16 protein-coding genes and 1 tRNA gene are annotated in these 20,292 nt (G+C 64.2%); 7 read left to right on the forward strand and 10 right to left on the reverse strand.

What is annotated here, in order from left to right; translation table 11 throughout:
• Nucleotides 1-677 precede the first annotated feature (677 nt).
• Both ACQR10_RS13945 and ACQR10_RS13950 read left to right on the forward strand, forming a co-directional pair.
• Nucleotides 678-1,478: an SDR family NAD(P)-dependent oxidoreductase gene (locus ACQR10_RS13945; protein WP_315717595.1), complete on the forward strand. Its 801-nt coding sequence runs from the start codon at nt 678-680 to the stop codon at nt 1,476-1,478.
• Between the two features lie 4 nt (nt 1,479-1,482).
• Nucleotides 1,483-1,929: a hypothetical protein gene (locus ACQR10_RS13950; protein WP_315802574.1), complete on the forward strand. Its 447-nt coding sequence runs from the start codon at nt 1,483-1,485 to the stop codon at nt 1,927-1,929.
• Nucleotides 1,930-1,934: 5 nt separating this feature from the next.
• Here the strand turns inward: ACQR10_RS13950 and ACQR10_RS13955 are convergent, their stop codons facing one another.
• The 5 genes from ACQR10_RS13955 to ACQR10_RS13975 all read right to left on the reverse strand — a co-directional run bounded on the left by ACQR10_RS13955 (nt 1,935) and on the right by ACQR10_RS13975 (nt 4,967).
• Entirely contained in the window at nt 1,935-2,354 is a 420-nt protein-coding gene (locus ACQR10_RS13955; protein WP_315802573.1) for a VOC family protein, read from the reverse strand.
• A 30-nt stretch (nt 2,355-2,384) separates the two neighbouring features.
• Nucleotides 2,385-2,798 (reverse strand): DoxX family protein, encoded by a 414-nt coding sequence (locus ACQR10_RS13960; protein WP_315802572.1) that lies wholly within the window; start codon nt 2,796-2,798, stop codon nt 2,385-2,387.
• 97 nt (nt 2,799-2,895) lie between these two features.
• The gene (locus tag ACQR10_RS13965; RefSeq protein ID WP_315802571.1) at nt 2,896-4,167 is read right to left on the reverse strand and encodes an RNA polymerase sigma factor; all 1,272 of its coding nucleotides are present in this window, start codon (nt 4,165-4,167) and stop codon (nt 2,896-2,898) included.
• The gene (locus ACQR10_RS13970) at nt 4,164-4,532 is read right to left on the reverse strand and encodes a YciI family protein (RefSeq protein ID WP_315802570.1); all 369 of its coding nucleotides are present in this window, start codon (nt 4,530-4,532) and stop codon (nt 4,164-4,166) included. The genes ACQR10_RS13965 and ACQR10_RS13970 overlap by 4 nt, the downstream gene beginning before the upstream one ends.
• 99 nt (nt 4,533-4,631) lie before the next feature.
• On the reverse strand, nt 4,632-4,967 hold the full coding sequence (locus ACQR10_RS13975) for a hypothetical protein (protein WP_315802569.1): 336 nt from the start codon (nt 4,965-4,967) through the stop codon (nt 4,632-4,634).
• An 88-nt stretch (nt 4,968-5,055) separates the two neighbouring features.
• Between ACQR10_RS13975 and ACQR10_RS13980 the strand changes: the two genes are divergently transcribed.
• A complete protein-coding gene (locus ACQR10_RS13980) occupies nt 5,056-6,021 on the forward strand; it encodes a 2-hydroxyacid dehydrogenase (protein WP_316217948.1) in 966 nt (321 codons plus the stop codon).
• Between the two features lie 4 nt (nt 6,022-6,025).
• Here the strand turns inward: ACQR10_RS13980 and ACQR10_RS13985 are convergent, their stop codons facing one another.
• A complete protein-coding gene (locus ACQR10_RS13985; protein WP_434911977.1) occupies nt 6,026-6,688 on the reverse strand; it encodes a TetR/AcrR family transcriptional regulator in 663 nt (220 codons plus the stop codon).
• A 90-nt stretch (nt 6,689-6,778) separates the two neighbouring features.
• On the opposite strand from ACQR10_RS13985, the gene ACQR10_RS13990 reads away from it, so the two are divergent.
• The 3 genes from ACQR10_RS13990 to ACQR10_RS14000 all read left to right on the forward strand — a co-directional run bounded on the left by ACQR10_RS13990 (nt 6,779) and on the right by ACQR10_RS14000 (nt 14,011).
• Complete coding sequence (locus ACQR10_RS13990) at nt 6,779-7,423, forward strand: glutathione binding-like protein (RefSeq protein ID WP_434911978.1); 645 nt, start codon at nt 6,779-6,781, stop codon at nt 7,421-7,423.
• A gap of 163 nt (nt 7,424-7,586) precedes the next feature.
• Nucleotides 7,587-12,371 carry a DUF3320 domain-containing protein gene (locus ACQR10_RS13995; protein ID WP_434911979.1) on the forward strand — a complete coding sequence of 1,595 codons (4,785 nt, stop codon included), beginning with the start codon at nt 7,587-7,589 and terminating at the stop codon, nt 12,369-12,371.
• A 443-nt stretch (nt 12,372-12,814) separates the two neighbouring features.
• On the forward strand, nt 12,815-14,011 hold the full coding sequence (locus ACQR10_RS14000; protein WP_434911980.1) for a cytochrome P450: 1,197 nt from the start codon (nt 12,815-12,817) through the stop codon (nt 14,009-14,011).
• 313 nt (nt 14,012-14,324) lie between these two features.
• On the opposite strand, the gene ACQR10_RS14005 is transcribed toward ACQR10_RS14000, so the two are convergent.
• From ACQR10_RS14005 to ACQR10_RS14020, 4 genes are all read right to left on the reverse strand, one after another.
• Nucleotides 14,325-16,754: a tetratricopeptide repeat protein gene (locus ACQR10_RS14005; RefSeq protein WP_434911981.1), complete on the reverse strand. Its 2,430-nt coding sequence runs from the start codon at nt 16,752-16,754 to the stop codon at nt 14,325-14,327.
• Nucleotides 16,754-17,512, reverse strand: a complete 759-nt coding sequence (locus tag ACQR10_RS14010; protein WP_434911982.1) for a hypothetical protein — start codon at nt 17,510-17,512, stop codon at nt 16,754-16,756. Before ACQR10_RS14010 ends, ACQR10_RS14005 begins: the two co-directional genes overlap by 1 nt.
• An 831-nt stretch (nt 17,513-18,343) precedes the next feature.
• Nucleotides 18,344-18,418: transfer RNA gene (locus ACQR10_RS14015), tRNA-Glu, on the reverse strand.
• Nucleotides 18,419-18,862: 444 nt separating this feature from the next.
• Nucleotides 18,863-19,201 (reverse strand): hypothetical protein, encoded by a 339-nt coding sequence (locus ACQR10_RS14020; protein ID WP_316183578.1) that lies wholly within the window; start codon nt 19,199-19,201, stop codon nt 18,863-18,865.
• Between the two features lie 31 nt (nt 19,202-19,232).
• Between ACQR10_RS14020 and ACQR10_RS14025 the strand changes: the two genes are divergently transcribed.
• On the forward strand, nt 19,233-20,213 hold the full coding sequence (locus ACQR10_RS14025; protein ID WP_434911983.1) for an RluA family pseudouridine synthase: 981 nt from the start codon (nt 19,233-19,235) through the stop codon (nt 20,211-20,213).
• The last annotated feature ends 79 nt before the right edge of the window (nt 20,214-20,292 follow it).

Here is a 20,292-nt window from a genome sequence, read left to right on the forward strand (position 1 = left end):
TTTAGCCACGTCCTATTCCCGATCGAGAGAGACGTTTCGCGATCGTCACGAACGTGGGGAGCAGGATGCGGTGGACGCGTCGATGTTGCAGCGTGGAGCATGATTCGGAACCGGAGGCCGTTGACACGCATTGCGCCACAGCTTTCCGACAAGATCATGCTCATATGAGGACGCGCAGACGAACAACGCGGCGCGTACGGCGAAATCGTGTGGTCCTGTCATCCCGATGCTGATGCCGTGTCCGATGCATGAACGCATTGTGGCGGAAACGGGGGCAAGACAGCCGGTCCCGGGGAGAGCGCGTAGAAGCCGTCAGACCATCGCGCAGGGAGGCCGTGATGTCTCAGCAGAACCTTGTGGTTCCTGCCCCGTGCATTTTTCCCGCCGGGAGCCATGGGGCGGCGAGCTCCCGGTCTTCCCTGCTCCCTCCGATCGGGAGGGAGACCAAGGCGAGCACGACTCGGATGCTTTGACACCGCGAAAACGCGAACCGATGTGCCCGCTGCTACCCCTGGCTGTTTGACAACGCCCACGAACTTCGCTGGCTATACGCGTCGCGTGGAGCTGGATTGAACGTACACTGACAGATGTGACGGCCTTCACAGCCGATCCGCGCAGCGCATGTTAGGACTCAACGACGAGAAGAGCCGGACTGCCGGCCCGAGGAGTCGACCCCTGTGACGGAAACATCGACGACGACGTTGACTGACAAGGTCGCCCTGATCACCGGGGCGGCACGCGGCATCGGGCTGGCGACAGCAAAGAGATTTCTGCATGAGGGCTGGCGCGTGGCGCTTCTCGACATCGAGAAGACGCTGCTCGACGACGCCACATCGGCACTCAAATCCCCCGATCGAACGCTCGCGCTGCATTGCGACGTCGCGGACGCGGCGATGGTCGCCGATGCGTTGGCGCGCATTGCCGGCCGGTTCGGTCGTCTCGATGCGCTGGTCAACAATGCCGGCGTGGCGCGCTTCGCCCCGATCATGGAAACCAGCGAAGCCGACTGGCAACGCATCCTCGACGTCAACCTGACCGGGCCGTTTCTGTGCACGCGCGCCGCGGTGCCACTGATGCGCGAGCACGGCGGCACCATCGTCAACATCACCTCGATTTCGGCCGTCCGCGCCTCCACGCTGCGCTCCGCCTACGGCACCAGCAAGGCGGCGCTGGCGCATCTGACCAAGCAGCTCGCGGTCGAGCTCGCGTCCGCCGGCATCCGCGTCAACGCGGTGGCGCCGGGCCCGGTGGAGACCGCGATGGCCAAGGACGTGCACACGCCGGAGATCCGCGCCGACTATCACGACGCCATTCCGCTCAATCGTTACGGCCTTGAGGACGAGCTCGCCGAGGCCATCTTGTTTCTCAGCTCCGAACGCTCCAGCTATATCACCGGACAGATCCTGGCCGTCGATGGCGGCTTCGATGCCGCGGGAATCGGATTGCCGACCTTGCGCGGCCAACGCAGGAACACATGAAACGATGCCGAGCCGGATGCGCATCATCCTGACCCTGCTGCTCGCGGCCGTCCTGTGGGGGATCGCGACGATGCTGGCGCGCGCCGACGTCCGCATCATCTCCTCGCCCGGCGGCGAGGTGGGTCCGTTCCTCGATCTGTTCGAGAAGGTGCGCGCCTCCGGCGAGCGGGTCATCATCGACGGGCCCTGCCTGTCGGCCTGCACGCTGGTGCTCAGCGTGGTGCCCGAGGACCGCATCTGCGTGACGCGGCGGGCCACCCTCGGCTTCCACGCCGCACGCTCGGTCGACCGGCGCGGCCGCGTCTATGCGGAACCCGAGGCTTCCAAGCTGGTGCTGCAGACCTATCCCAGGCCGGTGCGCGGCTGGATCGAGCGCCGCGGCGGCCTGACGTCGCGGCTTCTGCTGTTGCGCGGGCGCGAGCTCAAGGCGATGTACGCCTCGTGCCGCTAGCGGCGTCACGCCGCGTAGCCGTCCGCCGGGGAATTGATCATCCACGGAATGCCGAAGCGGTCGACGCCCATGCCGAAGCCCTTGGACCAGAAGGTCTTGCCAAACGGCATGGTGACGGCACCGCCTGCGAGCAGCGCGTTGAACTTGCGCTCGGCCTCGGCCGGGTCTGCGATCTGGAGCGAGACCGAGATTCCGTGCGGCTTGCCTTGATAATATTCGGGCGGCGAATCCGAGGCCATCAGGACGCCGTCGCCGATCGAGAAGCGGACATGCATGATCCTGTCCTTGTGCTCCGGCGCGGACGGCATCTCCGGCGGCGCCTCGCCATAGCGCATCATCATGTCGACCTTGGCGCCGAGCACCTCGCCGTAGTGTTTCAACGCCTGTTCGCAATCGCCGTTGAACGTCAGATAGGGACAGATCATCGTCATCCTCCTTGGTTGAAAGATCATTCGTTAGCGCGAGAGCGGCAGCAGTCCGCGCAGCCGGCGGTCGCGGAGCCACAAGCCGCCCCACAGCATCAGCCCGAGATAGAGGCCGAACAGGACGTGGCTGAACAGCGGACTGCCGATCCGGACATGCGAGGCGATGGCGCCGCCGAGATAGCCTGTCAGCAGGATCGCGCCAACGAACGATGTCGGCGGCAGGATATAGAGCACGGTGCAGAGAAGCGTGATGAGGCCGAGGGCACGCGCCATGGCGTCGCTTGCACCATAGCCCATCTGGTCCAGCGTTTCTGTGACGACCGGCAGAGGAACGAGCTTGATCGCGCCGTCGAACAGCAGGAACAGCGTCACCAGCCCGCTCAGGATGCGCCCGCTCCACAATTCGGCGCGCGAGACCGGTTCTTCCAAGGTGATCGTCGTCATCTGCAGCTCCTCCCCCGTGATGCTGCTCCAAGGACGAATGAAGGAGCGTGCCACCGACAGCCCGGTGCAGAATTTTAGATCGAATCTCGGCAGAATTTCACTGGCCGACCCGAGCCCGAGCCGTCGCACCGTCGCGCATCAGCCGGTCGAGCTGCATGCGGATATGCGCGGCCTCCGCCGAGCTGTGCGCCAGCGCGATGGCGCGGTCGAAGGCGGTCCGTGCCTCGTCGGTGCGCCCGAGCTGCATCAGCAGCGCGCCGCGCACACCGAAGAAATAGAAATAGTTGGCGAGCCGCCCTTCGAGCGGCGCGATCAGGTCGAGCGCCGCCTCAGCGCCGCGGACCTTGGACACCGCAACGGCGCGATTGAGCGTCACCACCGGCGAGGGCTGCACCACTTCCAGCGCGCCATAGAGCAGGTCGATCTGGGTCCAGTCGGTGTCCTCCGGGCGCGCGGCGCGCGAATGCAGCGCCGCGATCGCGGCCTGGATCAAATACGGTCCGCTGCGGCGATGGCGCATCGCCTTGTCGATCAGGGCTACGCCTTCCGCGATCATCGGCTGGTTCCACAGCGAACGATCCTGGTCGTCGAGAAGGATCGGCATCCCCTCCGCATCGAAGCGGGCGGCGCTGCGCGCGTGTTGCAGCAGCAGCAACGCCGTCAGCCCCATGATCTCCGGCTCGCTCGGAAAAAGGCGCAGCAGCAGCCGCGCCAGCCGGATGGCCTCCTCCGACAGCGGCTGGCGCAGCGCAGCGGTCTCGCCGCTGGCCGAATAGCCCTCGTTGAAGATCAGGTAGATCATGGCGGCGACCGCGGTCAGGCGCTCCGAGCGCTCCACCGCGCCCGGCGTCTCGAACGGCACGTTCGCCTGGGCGACGCGCGCCTTGGCCCGGGTGATGCGCTGCTCCATCGCGGTCTCGCCGACCAGAAAGGCGCGGGCGATCTGCTTCACCGTCAGCCCGGACACCACGCGCAGCGCCAGCGCGATCTGCTGGGTCGCCGGCAGGTCCTTGTGGCAGCAGATGAACAGCAGACGGAGGATGTCGTCGCGATAATGCGAGCCGTCGAGCCGGTCGGCCAGCGCGCTCTCGGCATCGTCGAGATCGGAGATCGCCTCGTCCTCCGGCAGCGGCTGCTCGCGGCGGACGCGGCGGACATCGTCGATGGCAGCGTTACGTCCGACCATGATCAGCCAGGCCGCGGGATCGCGCGGCGGCCCGTTCTGCGGCCAGCTCTTCAGAGCGCGCAGGCAGGCGTTCTGGAACGCCTCCTCCGCCGTGTCGAGGTCGCGGAAATAGCGCAGCAGCGCGCCGACGGCCTGGGGACGTGCTGATGTCAGGGCTGCATCGATCCAGGCCGCGTCGCTCATGCCAGCGCTCCGCCCGGCCTGAACGTGCCGACGGGACGGATCTCGTAGGAGCCGCCGGGATTGGCCTCGCCGAGCTCGCGCGCGACCTCGAGCGCCTCGTCGAGATTCGCGCAGTCGACGAGATAGAAGCCGAGCAATTGCTCCTTGGTCTCGGCGTAGGGACCGTCGATGACGAGCGGCGGATCCTCCTTCCGGAAGGTCGTCGCGGCCGTGGTCGGCAGCAGCCGCGCCACCGGCCCGAGCCGCCCCTGCTTGGCGAGCTTCTCCTGCACAACGGCAAGCTTGGCCATGACGGCGGCGTCCTGGTCCTTGCTCCAGGTGCAGACGACGTCCTCGTCATGATAGCAGAGCAGCGCATACAACATCGGAGGGCATCTCCATTCGTCTTCAAGACGGCGGAGTATGCCCGGAGCCGACAGACCGGCGAAGAATTTTCGCCGGTTCCGTGGGCCGGAACGACCGGCCTACCAGGAGATACCGTACTTGGCCGCGATGTTGCGCGCCCGCGTCTCCTGCGCGCTCTCGCGCGGCTGCTTGGCCCGGCCGGCCTGGCGCTGCGACTGACCTTGGGCCTGACCTTGCCCCTGACCTTGCCCTGCGGCACTTTGACCACCCGCACCTTGCGCCATGCCGGCCGCGGCGCCCTGCTGACTGCCGGCCTGCGGCTGACTGCCGCCCTTGCCAATGGAAATGCCGTTGGCCGACAGGATCGAGCCGACGTCGATGGTCTGGGCCTGAGCCGGGACTTGGGCCGAGGCGGATGAGATGACGAGAGCAGTGGCGAGAAGCAATTTGCGCATGGCGATGTCTCCGTGTTGATGGCCGGAGATTGGCCTGCCCGCACGATCTGGTATGTGGAACGCGTCACATAAGCTCGAGGACCCTCCGATGACCAAAGGCGCGCTGGCGCTCCTGATCCATGGCGGCACCGACAACTGGTCGCCGCAGCGCTGGAAGGCGCGTTTCGACGATGTCTGCGGCGACCGCCCGGTGGTGCTGCTGCCCGATGCCGGCCTCGATCCGGCCGACGTGCATTACGCGGCGGTCTGGAAACCGGTGCCCGGCGAGCTCGCCGGCTTCCCGAACCTGCGCGTGATCTTCAACCTCGGCGCCGGCGTCGACGCGCTGATGGCCGACAAGACGCTGCCGAGCGTGCCGCTGGTCCGGGTCGCGGTCGATGATCTCACGGCGCGGATGACCGAATATGTCGTGCTACACGTGCTGATGCATCATCGGCAGGAGCTGTATCTGCGCGAGTCGCAGCGCGTGAAGCGCTGGGCGCCCAAGTATCAATGGCCGGCGGCCGCGATCGGAGTCGGCATTCTCGGACTGGGCACGCTCGGCATCGACGCCGCCGAGGTGCTCAAGCGGCTCGGCTTCCAGGTCGCCGGCTGGAGCCGCAGCGAAAAGCAGGCGGACGGCATCGAGTGCTTCCATGGCGCGGCGCAGCTCGATGCGTTCCTGGCGCGGACCGACATCCTGGTGTCGCTGCTGCCGCTGACGCCGGATACGCGCGGCATTCTGGATCGCAGGATGTTCGCGCGGCTTCGCGGCAGCTCACCGCTCGGCGCCCCCGTCATGATCAATGCCGGACGCGGCGGGCTGCAGAACGAGGCCGACATCCTCGCCTGCCTCGACGACGATACACTCGGTTCAGTCTCGCTCGACGTGTTCGGCCAGGAGCCGCTGCCGGCCGACAGCCCGTTCTGGACCCACCCGAAGGTGGTGCTGACGCCGCACAACGCAGCCGACACCGACGCCGACGCAATCTCGCGCTACGTCGCCGAGCAGATCGCGACCTTCGAGGCCGGCGGAGCGCTGCGCAACCTGGTCGATCGCGTCAGGGGATATTGAAACGCTATTTTTTGCCAATCATCATATCGATTGCGCCGGCGACGATCGCCTCCAGCTCCTGACGCGGCACCCGCGCGCGCGCGCGGACCGCGATCGAGTGGATCGTCGCCGACGCCAGCCGTGCCAGCACGGCGGGGTCGGCGTCCGCCGGCAGCTCGCCCTTCTCCTTGGCGCGGCGGAAGCAGTGCGCGAAGGCCTTGTCGAGCTCGGTCAACGCGTTCTGCACCATGGCGCGGATGTCGGGATCGGCAACCGCCTCCGAGCCGGCCGTCATCACCGTGAAGCAGCCGCGCGGTCCCTCCTCGCCCGAGAGATAGATGTCGAGCGCCGTGGCGAAGATCTGCTCGAGCTGCCGTCGCACCGGCCAATCGTTGCTGAAGACGTCGCCCATGAGGGCGCGCGCGTTGTCGCGATAGCGCTGATAGCTCTTGATGTAGAGCTCGCGCTTGTCGCCGAACGCGCCATAGAGGCTCGGCCGGTTCATGCCGGTGGCGGCGCTGAGATCGTCGAGCGAGGTCGCCGCAAAACCGGTCGACCGGAACAGGTCGAGCGCCTTGCCGAGCGCGACCTCCGGCTCATACGCCCGCGGCCTGCCGCGCCGCTTCGGCTCGATCGCTTTATCGGGGGGCGGGTCGCCCTGCGGCGGCCCCTTCTTTTTTTGTACCATTTCGCACTAAATTCCTTGACCGGCCTTATATTATGCGGGACAGTATAAAAATCAATCAACGCTCCGGTCCGGAGCCCGAGGGAGACGTCCATGGACCTGTATTTCTCGCCGCTCGCCTGCTCGCTCGCCACCCGCATCGCGCTCTACGAAGCCGGCGCCAAAGCGAACTATCTCGAGGTCGACCCCAAGACCAAGATCGTCCTCAACGACGGCTCCGATTTCCGCGCCGTCAATCCGCTCGGCCTCGTCCCGACGCTCCGCACCGATGACGGCGACCTGCTGACCGAGAATGCCGCGATCCTGCAATATGTCGCCGATCGCTTCCCCGAGGCCAAGCTCGGCACCGGCCCCGGCATGGACCGCAGCCGCCTGCATCAATGGCTGTGCTTCATCGGCACCGAGCTGCACAAGGGCCTGTTCATTCCGATCCTCGACAAGACCGCGCCCGAGGAAATGAAGGCCCATGTCCTGAACAAGAACCTGTCGCGGCTCGATCATCTCGATAACCACCTGCGGGATCGCGACTATCTGCTCGATCATTTCACGGTCGCCGACGCGTATCTCGTCACCGTGATCAACTGGACCATGGCGACGCCGCCGGTCCAGCTCGCGAAATGGCCGGCCGTGAAGGCCTATTACGAGCGCCTGCGCGCACGGCCGTCGGTCGCGCGCGCCATCGCCGAGGAGTTCGAGCTCTACAAGGCGGAACTGGCGCGGCACAAGGCGGCGGCCTAGGAACAGTCGGCCCGGGAAATACCCGTCTCATCTCCCGCGATTGGGAGATGAGACCTCTTCATGGGGAAGATGAACCATCACTCATCGACCCCTTCGCCACCGCGCCGGATGCTTGACCGCGATCACTCCGGGTTGCAATCCTCGAACCGCAGGAGGATTGCACGTGGCAACCACATCCGTACGAGACCGATTGCTGGCGGACCGGCGCGCGCTGCTCGATCTGGGCACGCGCAACCGGCTCGTGCACATCCCGCTCAAGACCAAGACCATCCGCACCATCGACATCGTCGGCGCGCGCTCCGCTGCGCTGTTCGAGCTTCTCGGTGAAGGCAAGCGCTTCACGTTCCTGCCGGCGAAGGCGGAGGCTGCGGAAGCGGACGGCACCCTGCCCTTGAGCCTGCCGGCACCTCGGTCCGACGCGCCGAGCGTCAAGGTGGAACAGCGCAAGGCTGATTCGGAGTTAGATGCTTCGGAGTCAGAGACCCGGCAGCCTGACACCCGGCTCAAGACCCGGCTGTCATCGGAGGCGCTGCAGAAGCGCCTGCTGGATATCTGGTACGACGCACGAACGCTGGAGGAAGAACAGGGCGTCAATATCCTCTATCTCGCCTTCGGGCTGCTGAAATGGTTCGAGGACGACAAATCCGACGTCGAGCGCTTTGCGCCGCTCGTCCTGCTGCCGGTCCGTCTCGAGCGCAGCAGTGCCGCCGATCGGTTTCACCTGGTCTCGCGGGCTGAGCCGCCGTCGCCGAACCTCTCGCTCCAGGCCAAGCTCGACGCCGAGTTCGGACTCAAGATCGAGGATTTTGGCGACGAGGACGATGTCGACATCGCGACCTATCTCGCCGGCGTCGCGGAGACGGTCGCCAGCAAGCAGCGGTGGGAGGTCAGGGCGGACGCGATCGTCCTCGGCTTCTTCTCGTTCTCCAAGTTCCTGATGTATCGCGATCTGGACCCTGACAACTGGCCCGCAGATGGCAGCCTCGATCGTCATCCCCTGATCGCAGCGCTGCTTCAGGACGGCTTCGAGGGCGCGGAGCCGATCGTGGCCGATAACGGCAAGATCGATTCCGTCATCCAGCCGGTGGCGATGAACCACGTCGTCGATGCGGATTCATCGCAGGCCGTGGTGATCGAGGAAGTGGTCCGTGGACGCGACCTCGTCGTCAAGGGACCGCCTGGCACCGGCAAGTCGCAGACCATCACCAACATCATCGCGTCGGCTGCCGCCGAGGGGAAAACGGTGCTGTTCGTCGCCGAGAAGATGGCGGCGCTCGAGGTCGTGCACCGGCGGCTGAAGCATGTCGGTCTCGGCGCGCTCGCGCTGGAGCTGCACTCCAACAAGGCCAACAAGCGCGTTCTGCTCGAAGAGCTGAAGCGCTGCAAATCGGCCGAGGTCGCGGTCCCGCGCGGCGAAGCCACGCTGGTGCAGCGCCTGACCGACAGCCGTGATGGCCTCAACCGGCATGCGGAGATGATGCACCAGCCGCATCAGCCGAGCGAGCTGACACCGTTCAGGCTGCTCGGTCATCTCGTGCGCTGCGGGGACAACTCCGCACAGCCCCCCTACCCGTTGCAGGGCGCGCCGTCCTGGTCTCCCCTGGATCTGGAGCGGCGGCGCGAGCTGATCGCCGAACTCGCTGAACGAATTGCGGCCGACGGCGCGCCGCACCTGCATCCCTGGCGCGGTGTCGGCCGCGACGCGCTCGATCCCGCCGAAATGACCGAGCTGCGGAGATCGCTGGACGACATCTCGAATGTTGTCGGCAGCGTCTCCACGGGCGCGGCCCGCCTCGGCACGCTGCTCGATCTCCCGCCGCCGGCCACCTTGGCCGACGCCACGGCAGTGCTGGCCTTTGCGCAGGCCGCGGCCGCGATGCCGGAGTGCGACCGGACCGCCTTCCGCAATGCCATCTGGAGCCAGGCCGGACTCATCACGGACATCATCGACAAGGGACTGCGCTACGCGAAACTGAGGACGGCCGTCGAGAGCGCCTTCGTCGAGGCCGCCTGGGATGCACCGATCGCCGAGTGCCGCAAGGTCATCGCCGAGAAAGGCCGCTCCTGGCTGCGCCTGCTCAGCCCGCGCTATCGCGAGCAGGTGGCGCTGCTGGCCTCGTACCTGAAGGTGCCGATGCCGAAAACGCTCGAGCAGCGGCTTCTGCTGCTCGACGGCCTCATCGCGGCGCAAGCCGCTCGCCGGTCCTTCGCGGAGGTCGAAGCCGCCGGCAGCACCGCATTCGGAACGGCGTGGCAGAAGGAACAGTCGGACTGGGACGCGCTGTCCAGATTGGCGAGCTGGTGGACCGCATTCCCCAAACCGTTCGCAAACGACGACACGCGCCAGCGGCTGACGCAGCTCACGCTGTCGGCCGATGATCGGCGATCCATCGAACAGCTCGACGACGGCCTCGCAAGTCTGAGGTCCGGGCTCGGCAGGCTGATCGACTTCCTCCAGCTGGAGCCTGCCCGCATCCCGCTCGACGACGGCGACCAGATCCGGTTGGACGGCCTGTCGCAGACCTTGTCGGAGTGGCAGACCGCGACCGAGCGCCTCACCCGCTGGATCGCGTTCATGGGTCGGGTCCGCCTTGCGCGCGCGCAGGGCCTCGCCGCGCTGGCCGACCGCGCGCTCGACGGCTCCTTGCCCGGCGAAGCGCTCGAAGCCGCCTTCGACCGGTCCTATTACGACGCCATGCGCGGCGTGATCTTCGCCGATCATCCCGAGCTGAAGCGCTTCGACGGCGAATCGCACGACCGGCTGGTCGACGGCTTCCGCAAGCTCGACGTCGCGCGCATGCAGCTGGCCCGCGACCAGATCGCCCACGAGCATGCCGCGGCCCTGCCGCGCAACGCCGGCGGCATCGGGCCGCTGGGCGTGCTGAACGGCGAGCTTGCCAAGAAGCGCAATCATCTGCCGATCCGCCAGCTCCTGGAACGGGCCGGTCCGGTCATTCAGCAGATCAAGCCGATCTTCCTGATGAGCCCGCTGTCGGTGGCCCAGTTCCTCAAGCCCGGCGCGATCGCCTTCGATCTTCTGGTGGTCGACGAGGCCTCGCAGATCGAGCCGGTCGATGCGCTCGGCGCGGTCGCGCGCTGCCGGCAGATGGTGGTCGTCGGCGACGAGCGGCAGTTGCCGCCGACGCGCTTCTTCGCGAAGCTGACGGGCAATGACGACGAGGACAATGACGACGAGGATCAGCCGACCTTCCAGGTCAAGGACGCCGAGAGCATTCTCGACCTCTGCCTTGCCAAGGGCCTGTCGCATCGGATGCTGAACTGGCACTACCGCAGCAAGCACCAGTCGCTGATCGCCGTGTCCAACAAGCAGTTCTACGACAACCGGCTGTTCATCGTGCCGAGCCCGTACGATGCGGTTGCGGGAATGGGGTTGAAGTTCAACTACACCCCCGATGCACACTATGAGCGCGGCAGCAGCCGGACCAACCCCAGGGAAGCGCGGCTCGTCGCCGAGGCCGTCATGCGCCATGCGCGCGAGACGCCGGATCGCAGCCTTGGCGTCGCGACCTTCTCGGTGGCACAGCGCCAGGCGATCCAGGATCAGCTCGAAATCCTGCGCAAGGAGAATCCGGCAACGGAGAGCTTCTTCGTCCGCGGGGCCAGCGAGCCGTTCTTCGTGAAGAACCTCGAGAACATCCAGGGCGACGAACGCGACGTCATCTTCATCTCCATCGGCTATGGGCGAACGAAGGAGGGTTTCGTCTCGATGAGCTTCGGCCCGCTCAACTCCGACGGCGGCGAGCGCCGGCTGAACGTGCTGATCTCGCGCGCCAAGCTCCGATGCGAGGTGTTCTCCTCGATCACGGGCGACGACATCGACCTGTCGCGCGCCAAGGGCCGCGGCATCGCCGCGCTGAAGACGTTCCTGACCTTCGCGCAGACCGGGCAGCTCGGCATCGCGCTGGAGACCGGCCGCGATCCCGACTCGGTGTTCGAGGAGCAGGTCGCCGCAACGCTGCGGGCGCTCGGCCACGACGTGAAGACCCAGATCGGCACCGCCGGATTCTTCGTCGACCTCGCCGTCGTCGATCCCGACAAGCCCGGCCGCTTCCTGCTCGGCATCGAATGCGACGGCGCCCAGTACCATGCGTCCCGTTCGGCGCGAGACCGCGACCGCCTGCGGCAGAACGTGCTGGAAGCGCATGGCTGGGTGCTGCATCGCATCTGGTCGACCGACTGGTTTCTCCGTCCCAAGGAAGAGACAGACAAGGTTGTTCGCGCGATCGAGGCGGCAAAGGCGCATTGGCACGACATCGACCAGGGGGCCGCGCGAGCTCACCCCGAGCCTCCGCCACTCCCCGCCGTGCCGGTGCCGGAGCAGGCCGAGCAGCGCCCTCTGGAGATGCTCGCACAGGCACCGACGGTGGCCCTCTATGAAGAGGCGAAGCTGCGCGTGCGTCGGGAGATCGAACCGCACGAGACGCCGCTCGCCGACATGACGCGGCACGTCGTCGAGATCGTCGCCGTCGAAGGGCCGGTGCATGAATCGGAGATCATCGTCCGGATCAGATCGGCCTGGGGCCTTGCCCGCGCCGGCAATCGCATCCGCGATGCCGTGCGAACGGCGCTGGGATCGGCAGTGGCGAAGGGGCAGATCGCCGGAGGTCCGTTCTACGCCGTGCCGGGACAGGCGATCATCGTCCGAACGCGCGAGGACGTGCAATCGCAGTCCTTGCGCAAGCCCGAGATGCTGCCGCCGGACGAGATCAAGGCGGCCATCATGCAGGTCGTGGCGCAGAACTTCGGTGCCGAGGAAGACCAGTTGATCCAGGCGGTCGCCCGCCTGTTCGGCTTCGGGTCGACCAGCGCCCAGCTGCGCGAGGTGCTGCAAGGCAGCCTCCAGGATCTTCTCACCGCAGGACAGCTGCGCCGCGAGGGAGAACTGCTGACGAAGCCGCAGGAGGTCTCACCGGCTGCGCAGGACTGACCCGCCAAATGGGTGCCGGGAACTCACCGCCCGAACGCTGCCTGACGACCGGCGACATCGGCGATCCAGCCACGGCACCGGCCCGTCGCTGATTCAGCCATGAGGAGACGCTTGCGATCGCCGAGGGCTCACCGCCCCCGTTGCTGCTGTGGCGCGACCGCCGCCGCCCCGACGCGATCGCGACCTCCTGCTGGATCGGGCTGTATCGGCGTTGCGAGTCCTCGATCGCAGTCATCAACGCCGGCGGTCGAGAACGGCACGACCAAGCCGGAGGCGTGAATCCCGCGGCGGCATCGCTGCAGCAGCGGAACTGGCGAGGTCGGAGCTCGTTCAGATCAGGCGCTCGTCCCAGCCCGGGGCAGCGGAGCGGGATTGCACGGCTCCGTCCCTGCCACTATCCTCGGGCACGACACGCGCTGGCCCGCATCCAACAGGAGCGCCCCATGCCGACCGCGACCCTGTCTCAGACTCCGGCTCCCCTGGACGAGACCATCACCATCGCGGAGCTGACGCGCGATCCCTATCCCATCTACCGTCGCCTGCGCCGCGAAGCGCCGGTGCTGCGGGTCAAGTCGGTGGGCCGGACGTTCCTCACCAAGGCGGCCGACACCAAATATGTGAAGGACAACGCGGCGCTGTTCTCGTCCGACGATCCGAACACGCCGATGAAGCGCGCCTTCCTCGCGCACACCTTGATGCGCAAGGATCACGACGAGCACCGCGCCGAGCGGATGGCGATGATGCCCGCCTTGATGCCGAAGACGATCGAAGCCGTCTGGGAGCCGCTCTACACCAAATTCGCAACCGCGTATCTCGACCGGCTGCCGCGCGGCGAGATCGTCGATCTGTTCCCCGCGCTCGCAGGCCCCCTGGCCGCGCGCATCCTCTCTGAAGTGATGGGCATACCGGACGCCAGCGATGCCGACATGCAGCGCTGGTCGCAGGCGCTGATCGACGGCGCCGGCAATTTCGGCTGGACGCCGGGGCCATTCGACGCGTCCGATATCGCCAATGCGGAAATGGACCGCTGCATCCGCGCCAACATGGAGCGCGTGCGCGCCGCGCCGGATTCCTCTGCGCTGTCCTTCATGGTCAACGCGAAGAACCCGATCCCCGAGAGCCAGATCATCGCCAACATCAAGATCGCGATCGGCGGCGGCATCAACGAGCCGCGCGACGCGCTGCTGACGATCCTCTACGGCCTGCTCACCAACCCGGACCAGCTCGAAGCCGTGAAGGCGCAGGACAAATGGCGCTCCGCCTTCGAGGAAGGCGTGCGCTGGGTGGCGCCGATCCAGGCGAGCTCACGCCTGGTGATGGAGGACACCGAGATCCGCGGCTGCCTGATCCCGAAGGGCGACACCGTGATGACCATCCAGGCCTCCGCCAACCGCGACGAGGAGCTGTTCACCGACGGCGAGCACTACAACGCGCTGCGCGACCCCAACCCCCACCAGGCCTTCGGCAACGGCCCCCATCACTGCGCCGGCGCCCACCTCTCCCGCCGCACCGTCGGCGCCATCCTGCTGCCGATGCTGTTCGAGCGGTTTCCACGGATGGAGCTGGTGGATGCAGCCAGCGTGCGGTGGCACGGGTTCGGGTTTCGGGGGCCGCTGAATTTGGTGGTGAGCGTGCGTTAGGATAGGCGCAGGATTTTTTAGCTACGTGACGACTCAGTGCACATGACCCAGATCCGGTCGCTGGTAGTGGGATTACTCATTCACAGCGGACTATCGAGACGATCAAAAGACCATCATTCCGAGCAACAAGTCTTCGTCACCTAACCTTTTGGGACCAGATACGGCGCAACGGCATCGTGTGGGTGGCGCCGCTTTCTGTGCAAGCGACGACGAGAGACAGTGACTCAAGCCTCCGTCATGGCTAGAAATACAGATCTATGCTTAGATTGATGACACAAATCAAGCACCTGCCATTTCCAGCAAATTGACGTTCCTAAGCGGCCTGCAACAACACCTCGGTTTCTCTGCTGAAGATCCAATTATCATTGGCATGCGGCGCTCCGCCCCCAATAATTCCAAACCGTGCAGCGATGGCGTCTTTGAGGTCTAGCAACTGAGTTGGACAATTGTCCGACAGCTGTTGATATGTCTTATTAGCCTGAACCAATTGCCCCTGCCCAGCGTAGGCATGCAGCCTCAAGACGTTTGACAATCCCATTCCCCCAACATCTTTCAGGACATCGATTGCTTCAGCGAATTCGCCTCGACGCATTCTCGCGACGCTAAGACTCCTCTCAAAGTAACGCCGCTCCCTAGCGAAGGGCGTCTGAATCCGACCAGCCTCCAGGTGAGCAATGCCCTGCGTTATCTCTCCGCTCCTTATGAGGGCCATTCCACGGATATTCCATGCTATCCAATCATCCCTGGTCGATGGCTCTCCGCTCGGCAGCAATGAGAGCGCGGCTGCATACTCGCCGCGGACGATGAGAATGGCCGCTTTCCCGTTCTTTGCAGCAGCGAAGGTAGGTGAAACTCGAATGATCTGCTCATATGCACCGAGCGCATCCTCGTACTGTCCAAGCCTTTTTAGAAGGTCCGCGCGCCCTGCCTTTGCCACCAGACTATAAGGAAATCGTCGCACATTTTCTTCGTAAAGGCGCAACGCCTCTTCAAGTTCATCGTTCACCTTTCGAATGTTAGCATATCCATTCGCAATATAAACGTCGGATGGAAACAACTTTCTAGCAGACTCGTAAGCCGCGATTGCCTCTGGATATCTCCGCATATCGCGCAGGACCTCTGCATATCCCGCATAAGCAACGGATATCGTTGGCGAGCTTCTTTTTGTTTCCTCGTAGAGCTGAAGCGCGGCCGGCAAATCTCCCCGCACACGGTAAATTTCGGCTTGGGAGCATCTTGCAGACGGATCAGTTGGATGCAGCTCAATCGCGTAATTCGCCGCTTCTAAGGCTGCAGCAAACTTACCCATAGCTCTGAGAACCGTAGCCTTCCCACTAAGCGCGACCACCTCATCCCTCAACTGAGGAGAGCTATAGACCTCAAGGGCCTCACTTAGCTTACCGAGATCCGATAGGACTGCCGCCATCCCACATTGAAGAAAGAGCTCATCTGGAAAGCGCTTGATTGCCTCACGATATTCATTCAAGGCGTCATCAAGCCTCCACATGTCTCGTAATGTCTCCGCGCTTCCGGACCACGCAAAAGGATCACCCGGATAAGAGCTTTGCGCAGACCGAAACGCAAGCAGAGCCTCATCCAACCGGCCCTGATGACGAAGGATTCGAGCACGCCCGGTCGCAGCAAAACCTGCATCTCCGTGAGCCTCAGCCAAGTCAAACTCAGCCAATGCTTCGTCTAGTCGAGAGAACTGAATCAGGGCATCGGCAGCTTGGCCATGTGCCCAACTATCATCGGGAGCAAGCTTCACAGCCCTTTCAGCCCACTCCAACTGCAATGAGAAAAGCCCAAGCGATTTAGCTTTCTGCGCTAGCTTACAAAGCGACTTGGCAGCAAAATGGGGATCACTCGTTTTGAGCTGAGCGTCTATCAATTCATCAGTATACCGGCGAGCGATCTTCACATTTCCGACCCGCATCTTTTCAATGATCGCTTTCTGCTGCTGAATGGCATTTTGATATTCTTTGTATGCCGAAACCGTATCGAGCTGTTCTTGAGACAGATCGGCTTCACGATCAAAATCCGGAACAATAATCGGTCGGATACTGGCTCGCTTAAAGTGCCTGGTCCACTCAGAGACTATTTCTCTCGAATTGGGAAGCGAACGTAGAATTCCATAGCATTCGAAAATTGCGATATTGGGATCTCGCTTGGTGGGATCCACGGACGCGAGAACTCTGAATGCCCCCCTCCTAATCGCCTCCTCTTCGAACGCTGGCTTCCCCTCGGCGAAAAGCTCTTCGCGAAGGTCGTCCCATGCACGGCGATGCAGCTCTATCGATGCCTGTTTTGCGACAAGGTCTTGGATCAAATCGGAAACCAAAGGCCAACGCTCGGGATCCCGCAAAAAAGTCGGATCGGCATCGCTCGGCAGCACCCGTGAGTACAAGCGATTTTCTACGAATCTCTTTGCGTGACTAATGCCAATTAGTTCTTCGAGACAATCGGCAGCCTCATTTCGCAGATCGCTTTCCTCTTCTAGATCGAGGGCAATAAGCGACAAACGAAGCGCGCGATCGTCTTCCCACGCATCTTCCAACTGCGCTCGAGCTTCCGATTCAGTTACTCTTGTTCTAAACACCGCATCGTTGCATCCTTGCAGAACATAGCCCGCATCCTCGCGCCGCACCAAAATCTCAGACCGGTCCCCCAATCGCACAACACGCGCCTCTGCGCCTTGCAAGAATATCAATGCCGCGGCTTGGCCAGACAGAACGGCGTCCATCACACTTCCTCCACGATAACGCCAAGCTTCTTCAGCTGAGACAGAACGCTTTTCCAGATTACCAGATCTGCTCGCTTCTTAGGTTTGGGACCGATCACCTTTTCGATGGAGGATCGGTGCAGAGGTCCAAAGATATGACACTCCACGAAGTCCGCGTCGCCAGCGGACGTACCTTGATTGAGCAAAATAGTCGCAAACTCCGCTGGAAGCGTGTTGACGGAGATCTTGTCTGCGAGCTTCGCCATCGCGAGATCCTGCCTGCGCGTCCAATCAGCTCTAAAGCCCAGCGGAGGCCGCCTTCCAGCGACAATGTGATGTCGCTCACAGAATACGAAAGGGTTCTCTTCGAAGACCGACGTACGACGTGCGATATGCGGGCTCCTCAATACAATTGAGTATTCACCCCACCAAAATACTCCTCTTCCGTCCAACGATAGAGCTGTATAATTTATTTTCTCAGTATAGTGCGGATGAATAGTACTCTCTGCCGCTATTCGCCCCTTGTCCCAGTCATTGTCTTCTGGTATTCTTGAATTTGCGCGGACTTGGCTGTGGAAGCTTACATACAGCGACTTGTCGCTCTTTATGAACGAATCCAAATCGCCAAGTGAGCGGGCCAAAACTGCAGAAGATTGAGCTACCGCCAATCCGAACTCTTTGAGCCTCGCCAAGCTACCTCGAGCATTTGCTGCGGTTTGCGCGTCTTGCAGACGCTTCTGCAGCGCAGAAATTTCCTCAGCGCTATCTGCAGCCCTCACGTTTGGAAATCCTACATCGGTACCGCAAACGTGGCACCTTTCCACGTGGGGGAGAACCTCCGTTTTACACGATGGTTCGGGGCAAAGCATAAACGTCTTCCCTCTAAAACACAGCCATTAGTTGCATGCGCGATGTAGACGAGCAAGAACAAGGCGAAAAATGTACCGCGAGGGAAAACTCGTCTAGAACGAAATTGGGTCGCGCCGTTCCGATCGCAGGTAGCTACCGGCTCTGAGCTGAAGGCATCGCTTATTGCGGTCCCAAGCTGGCTAGAAACTCGCTCCCGCACCCGCCCCAACTGCCCGTCGTGCCAGTTTGCCGCATTCCGTCGGGCAAATCCGGCCTTGTGTCGTCGGGCAAATCAGATCGATGCTCTTCGCCGTCTCCTGCTCACTGAAGGGGCGTTTCGCGATCGTCACGGACCGTGGAGCGGGAGATGCGGTGGCCGCCTGGGGTCGCAGTGCGCGTTTCGCGTGCGGACGAACGACCCCGAGCGGACGGTCAAGCCGTGTGGTCCCGACACCCCGACGCTGGTGTCTTGGTCGGCGACATCCCGATGACGGGGGCAAGCAAGCCCGGTCCCCTGGGAGAGCACGGAGCAGCCGTTCAACCCATCGCGCAGGGAAGGCCGGTTGTTCGGCCAATCCTGTGGTGACTGCCGCCTGCTTTTCTTTCTGCAGGCGGGCCATGGGTGCGGCCTGCACCCGGCCTTCCCTGCGCCCTTCTTCTGGAGGGTGCCGAGATGAAGCAAAGCTCGGACGCGAATGTGCGCCGCGAGGCCGAGGAGCCGCGTCGCGAGGGTCGGAGATGAAGGGTTGAGCGCCGGGGAATGGCGCTCCCTAGGGGAATCGAACCCCTGTTTCAGCCTTGAGAGGGCCGCGTCCTAACCGCTAGACGAAGGGAGCGTGAGGTGAACCGCATAGCCTTGAACGCGCCGCGCCGCAAGACGGCGGATGCAGAATTTGTGGGGGTGCGGTGTCCGTGCCCCAAGGGTCTTTCCCCGTGTGGGCCCCCTCCCCTAGCCCCTCCCCACAAGGGGGAGGGGAACGGACTGCCCCGGGTGGCGAGGATCGCTCATTCGGCCATCATGGGATGAAAGCAGCCGGCCGCGAGGGCTGTGGGCTCCCTCTCCCGCTTGCGGGGGAGGGTTGGGGTGGGGGCGCCGCGGGCGCTGGTGCCAATGGAGAGAGTTCCCCCCACTCGCATCGCACTGAAGATGCGATGCAAGCTCTCAGAGCGAGCTTCGCTCGTCTCGCCCCGCAGGCGGGGGAGGCGCTGACTGCCCGTGTCGTCGGAGGTGGGGCCAAAAGAGAGAGGGGCCGAAACGGGCGGGCGAAACCGCCCTGCCCTTACGGTTCCACCGCGAAGCGGAGGCGGCCGGTGGGTTTCAGGGTCTTGGCGTCGAAGGTGCGGATCTCCGTGGTGCCCCCCACATCCAGGGTCACCGCGAGGCGGTCGCCGGCGGTGCCGGTGGCGACGATGCGGGCGCCCTTGGGCAGCATGGCGGTGAGGTCCGGGCCTGACGCCGTGCTTCCCTCGCCGCGGAAAAGGCGGTAGCCGATGGCGACCAGGAGCACTGCGATCGCGATCGAGGTGGTCACGCCCGCGATCATCATCATGCGCCGCAGCCGCGCCATCAGCTGGGCCTGCTCGGGCGAGGACGGCTCGGGCGCAACGGTAGAGTTCATGGACATCTCGACTTCACAATCCCACGGTCTGATGACGGTCACGGTCGCCGGCGACGAAGGCTCGCCGCGGCTCGATCGCGTGCTGGCAGCCAGGCTGCCGGAGCTGTCGCGGTCGCGGCTGAAGGCGCTGATCCTGGCCGGACAGGTGTCGCTCCGCGCGGCGGCGGTGCGGGACCCCGCTTATCACGTCACAGCCGGCGACACGATCACAATCGACGTTCCGGAGGCCGTCCCGGCCGAGCCCGCGGCCGAGGCGATCCCGCTGAAAATCATCTACGAGGACGACGACATCGTCGTCATCGACAAGCCGGCCGGCCTCGTCGTGCATCCCGCGGCCGGGCACGAGACCGGCACGCTGGTCAACGCGCTGATCGCGCATTGCGGCGCCAGTCTTTCCGGGATCGGCGGGGTCAAGCGGCCGGGCATCGTGCACCGGCTGGACAAGGACACCACCGGCCTGATGGTGGTCGCCAAGAACGACCACGCCCACGCCTCGCTGAGCGCGCAGTTCGCCGATCACGGCCGCACCGGCGCGATGGAGCGCGGCTATCTCGCCTTTGCCTGGGGCGTGCCGCACCGGCCGCACGGCACCATCAACGCGGCCATCGACCGCCATCCGCATGCCCGCGACAAGATGGCGGTGCGGCCCAAGGGGCGCGAGGCCATCACCCATTACGAGGTGCAGGAGAGCTTTACCGGCCGCGACGGCAAGCCGGTGGCGTCGCTGATCGCCTGCCATCTCGAGACCGGGCGCACCCACCAGATCCGGGTGCATCTCGCCCATCTCGGGCACCCGCTGATGGGTGATGCCGTCTATGGCCCGCATTTCAAGACCAAGGCCAACCAGCTCGCGCCGGGCGCGCGGACGGCGCTCGAGGCGCTCGGCCGGCAGGCGCTGCACGCCTATCTGCTGGTGATCGAGCACCCCCGGACGGGAGAAATAATGCGCTGGGAATCGGAGCTTCCGGAGGATCTTTCTCTTTTGGGGCGCGCCCTGCGAGCGGCGCTATGACGCAGGACCTTCAGAAAAACGCAAGCATGTCAAAAACTTAATGGAGCCACACGGGGTCGTGACCCCCGGAATCCTTCCA

The sequence above is a fragment of the Bradyrhizobium sp. HKCCYLRH2060 genome, from assembly GCF_051168135.1.
Lineage (GTDB): Bacteria > Pseudomonadota > Alphaproteobacteria > Rhizobiales > Xanthobacteraceae > Bradyrhizobium.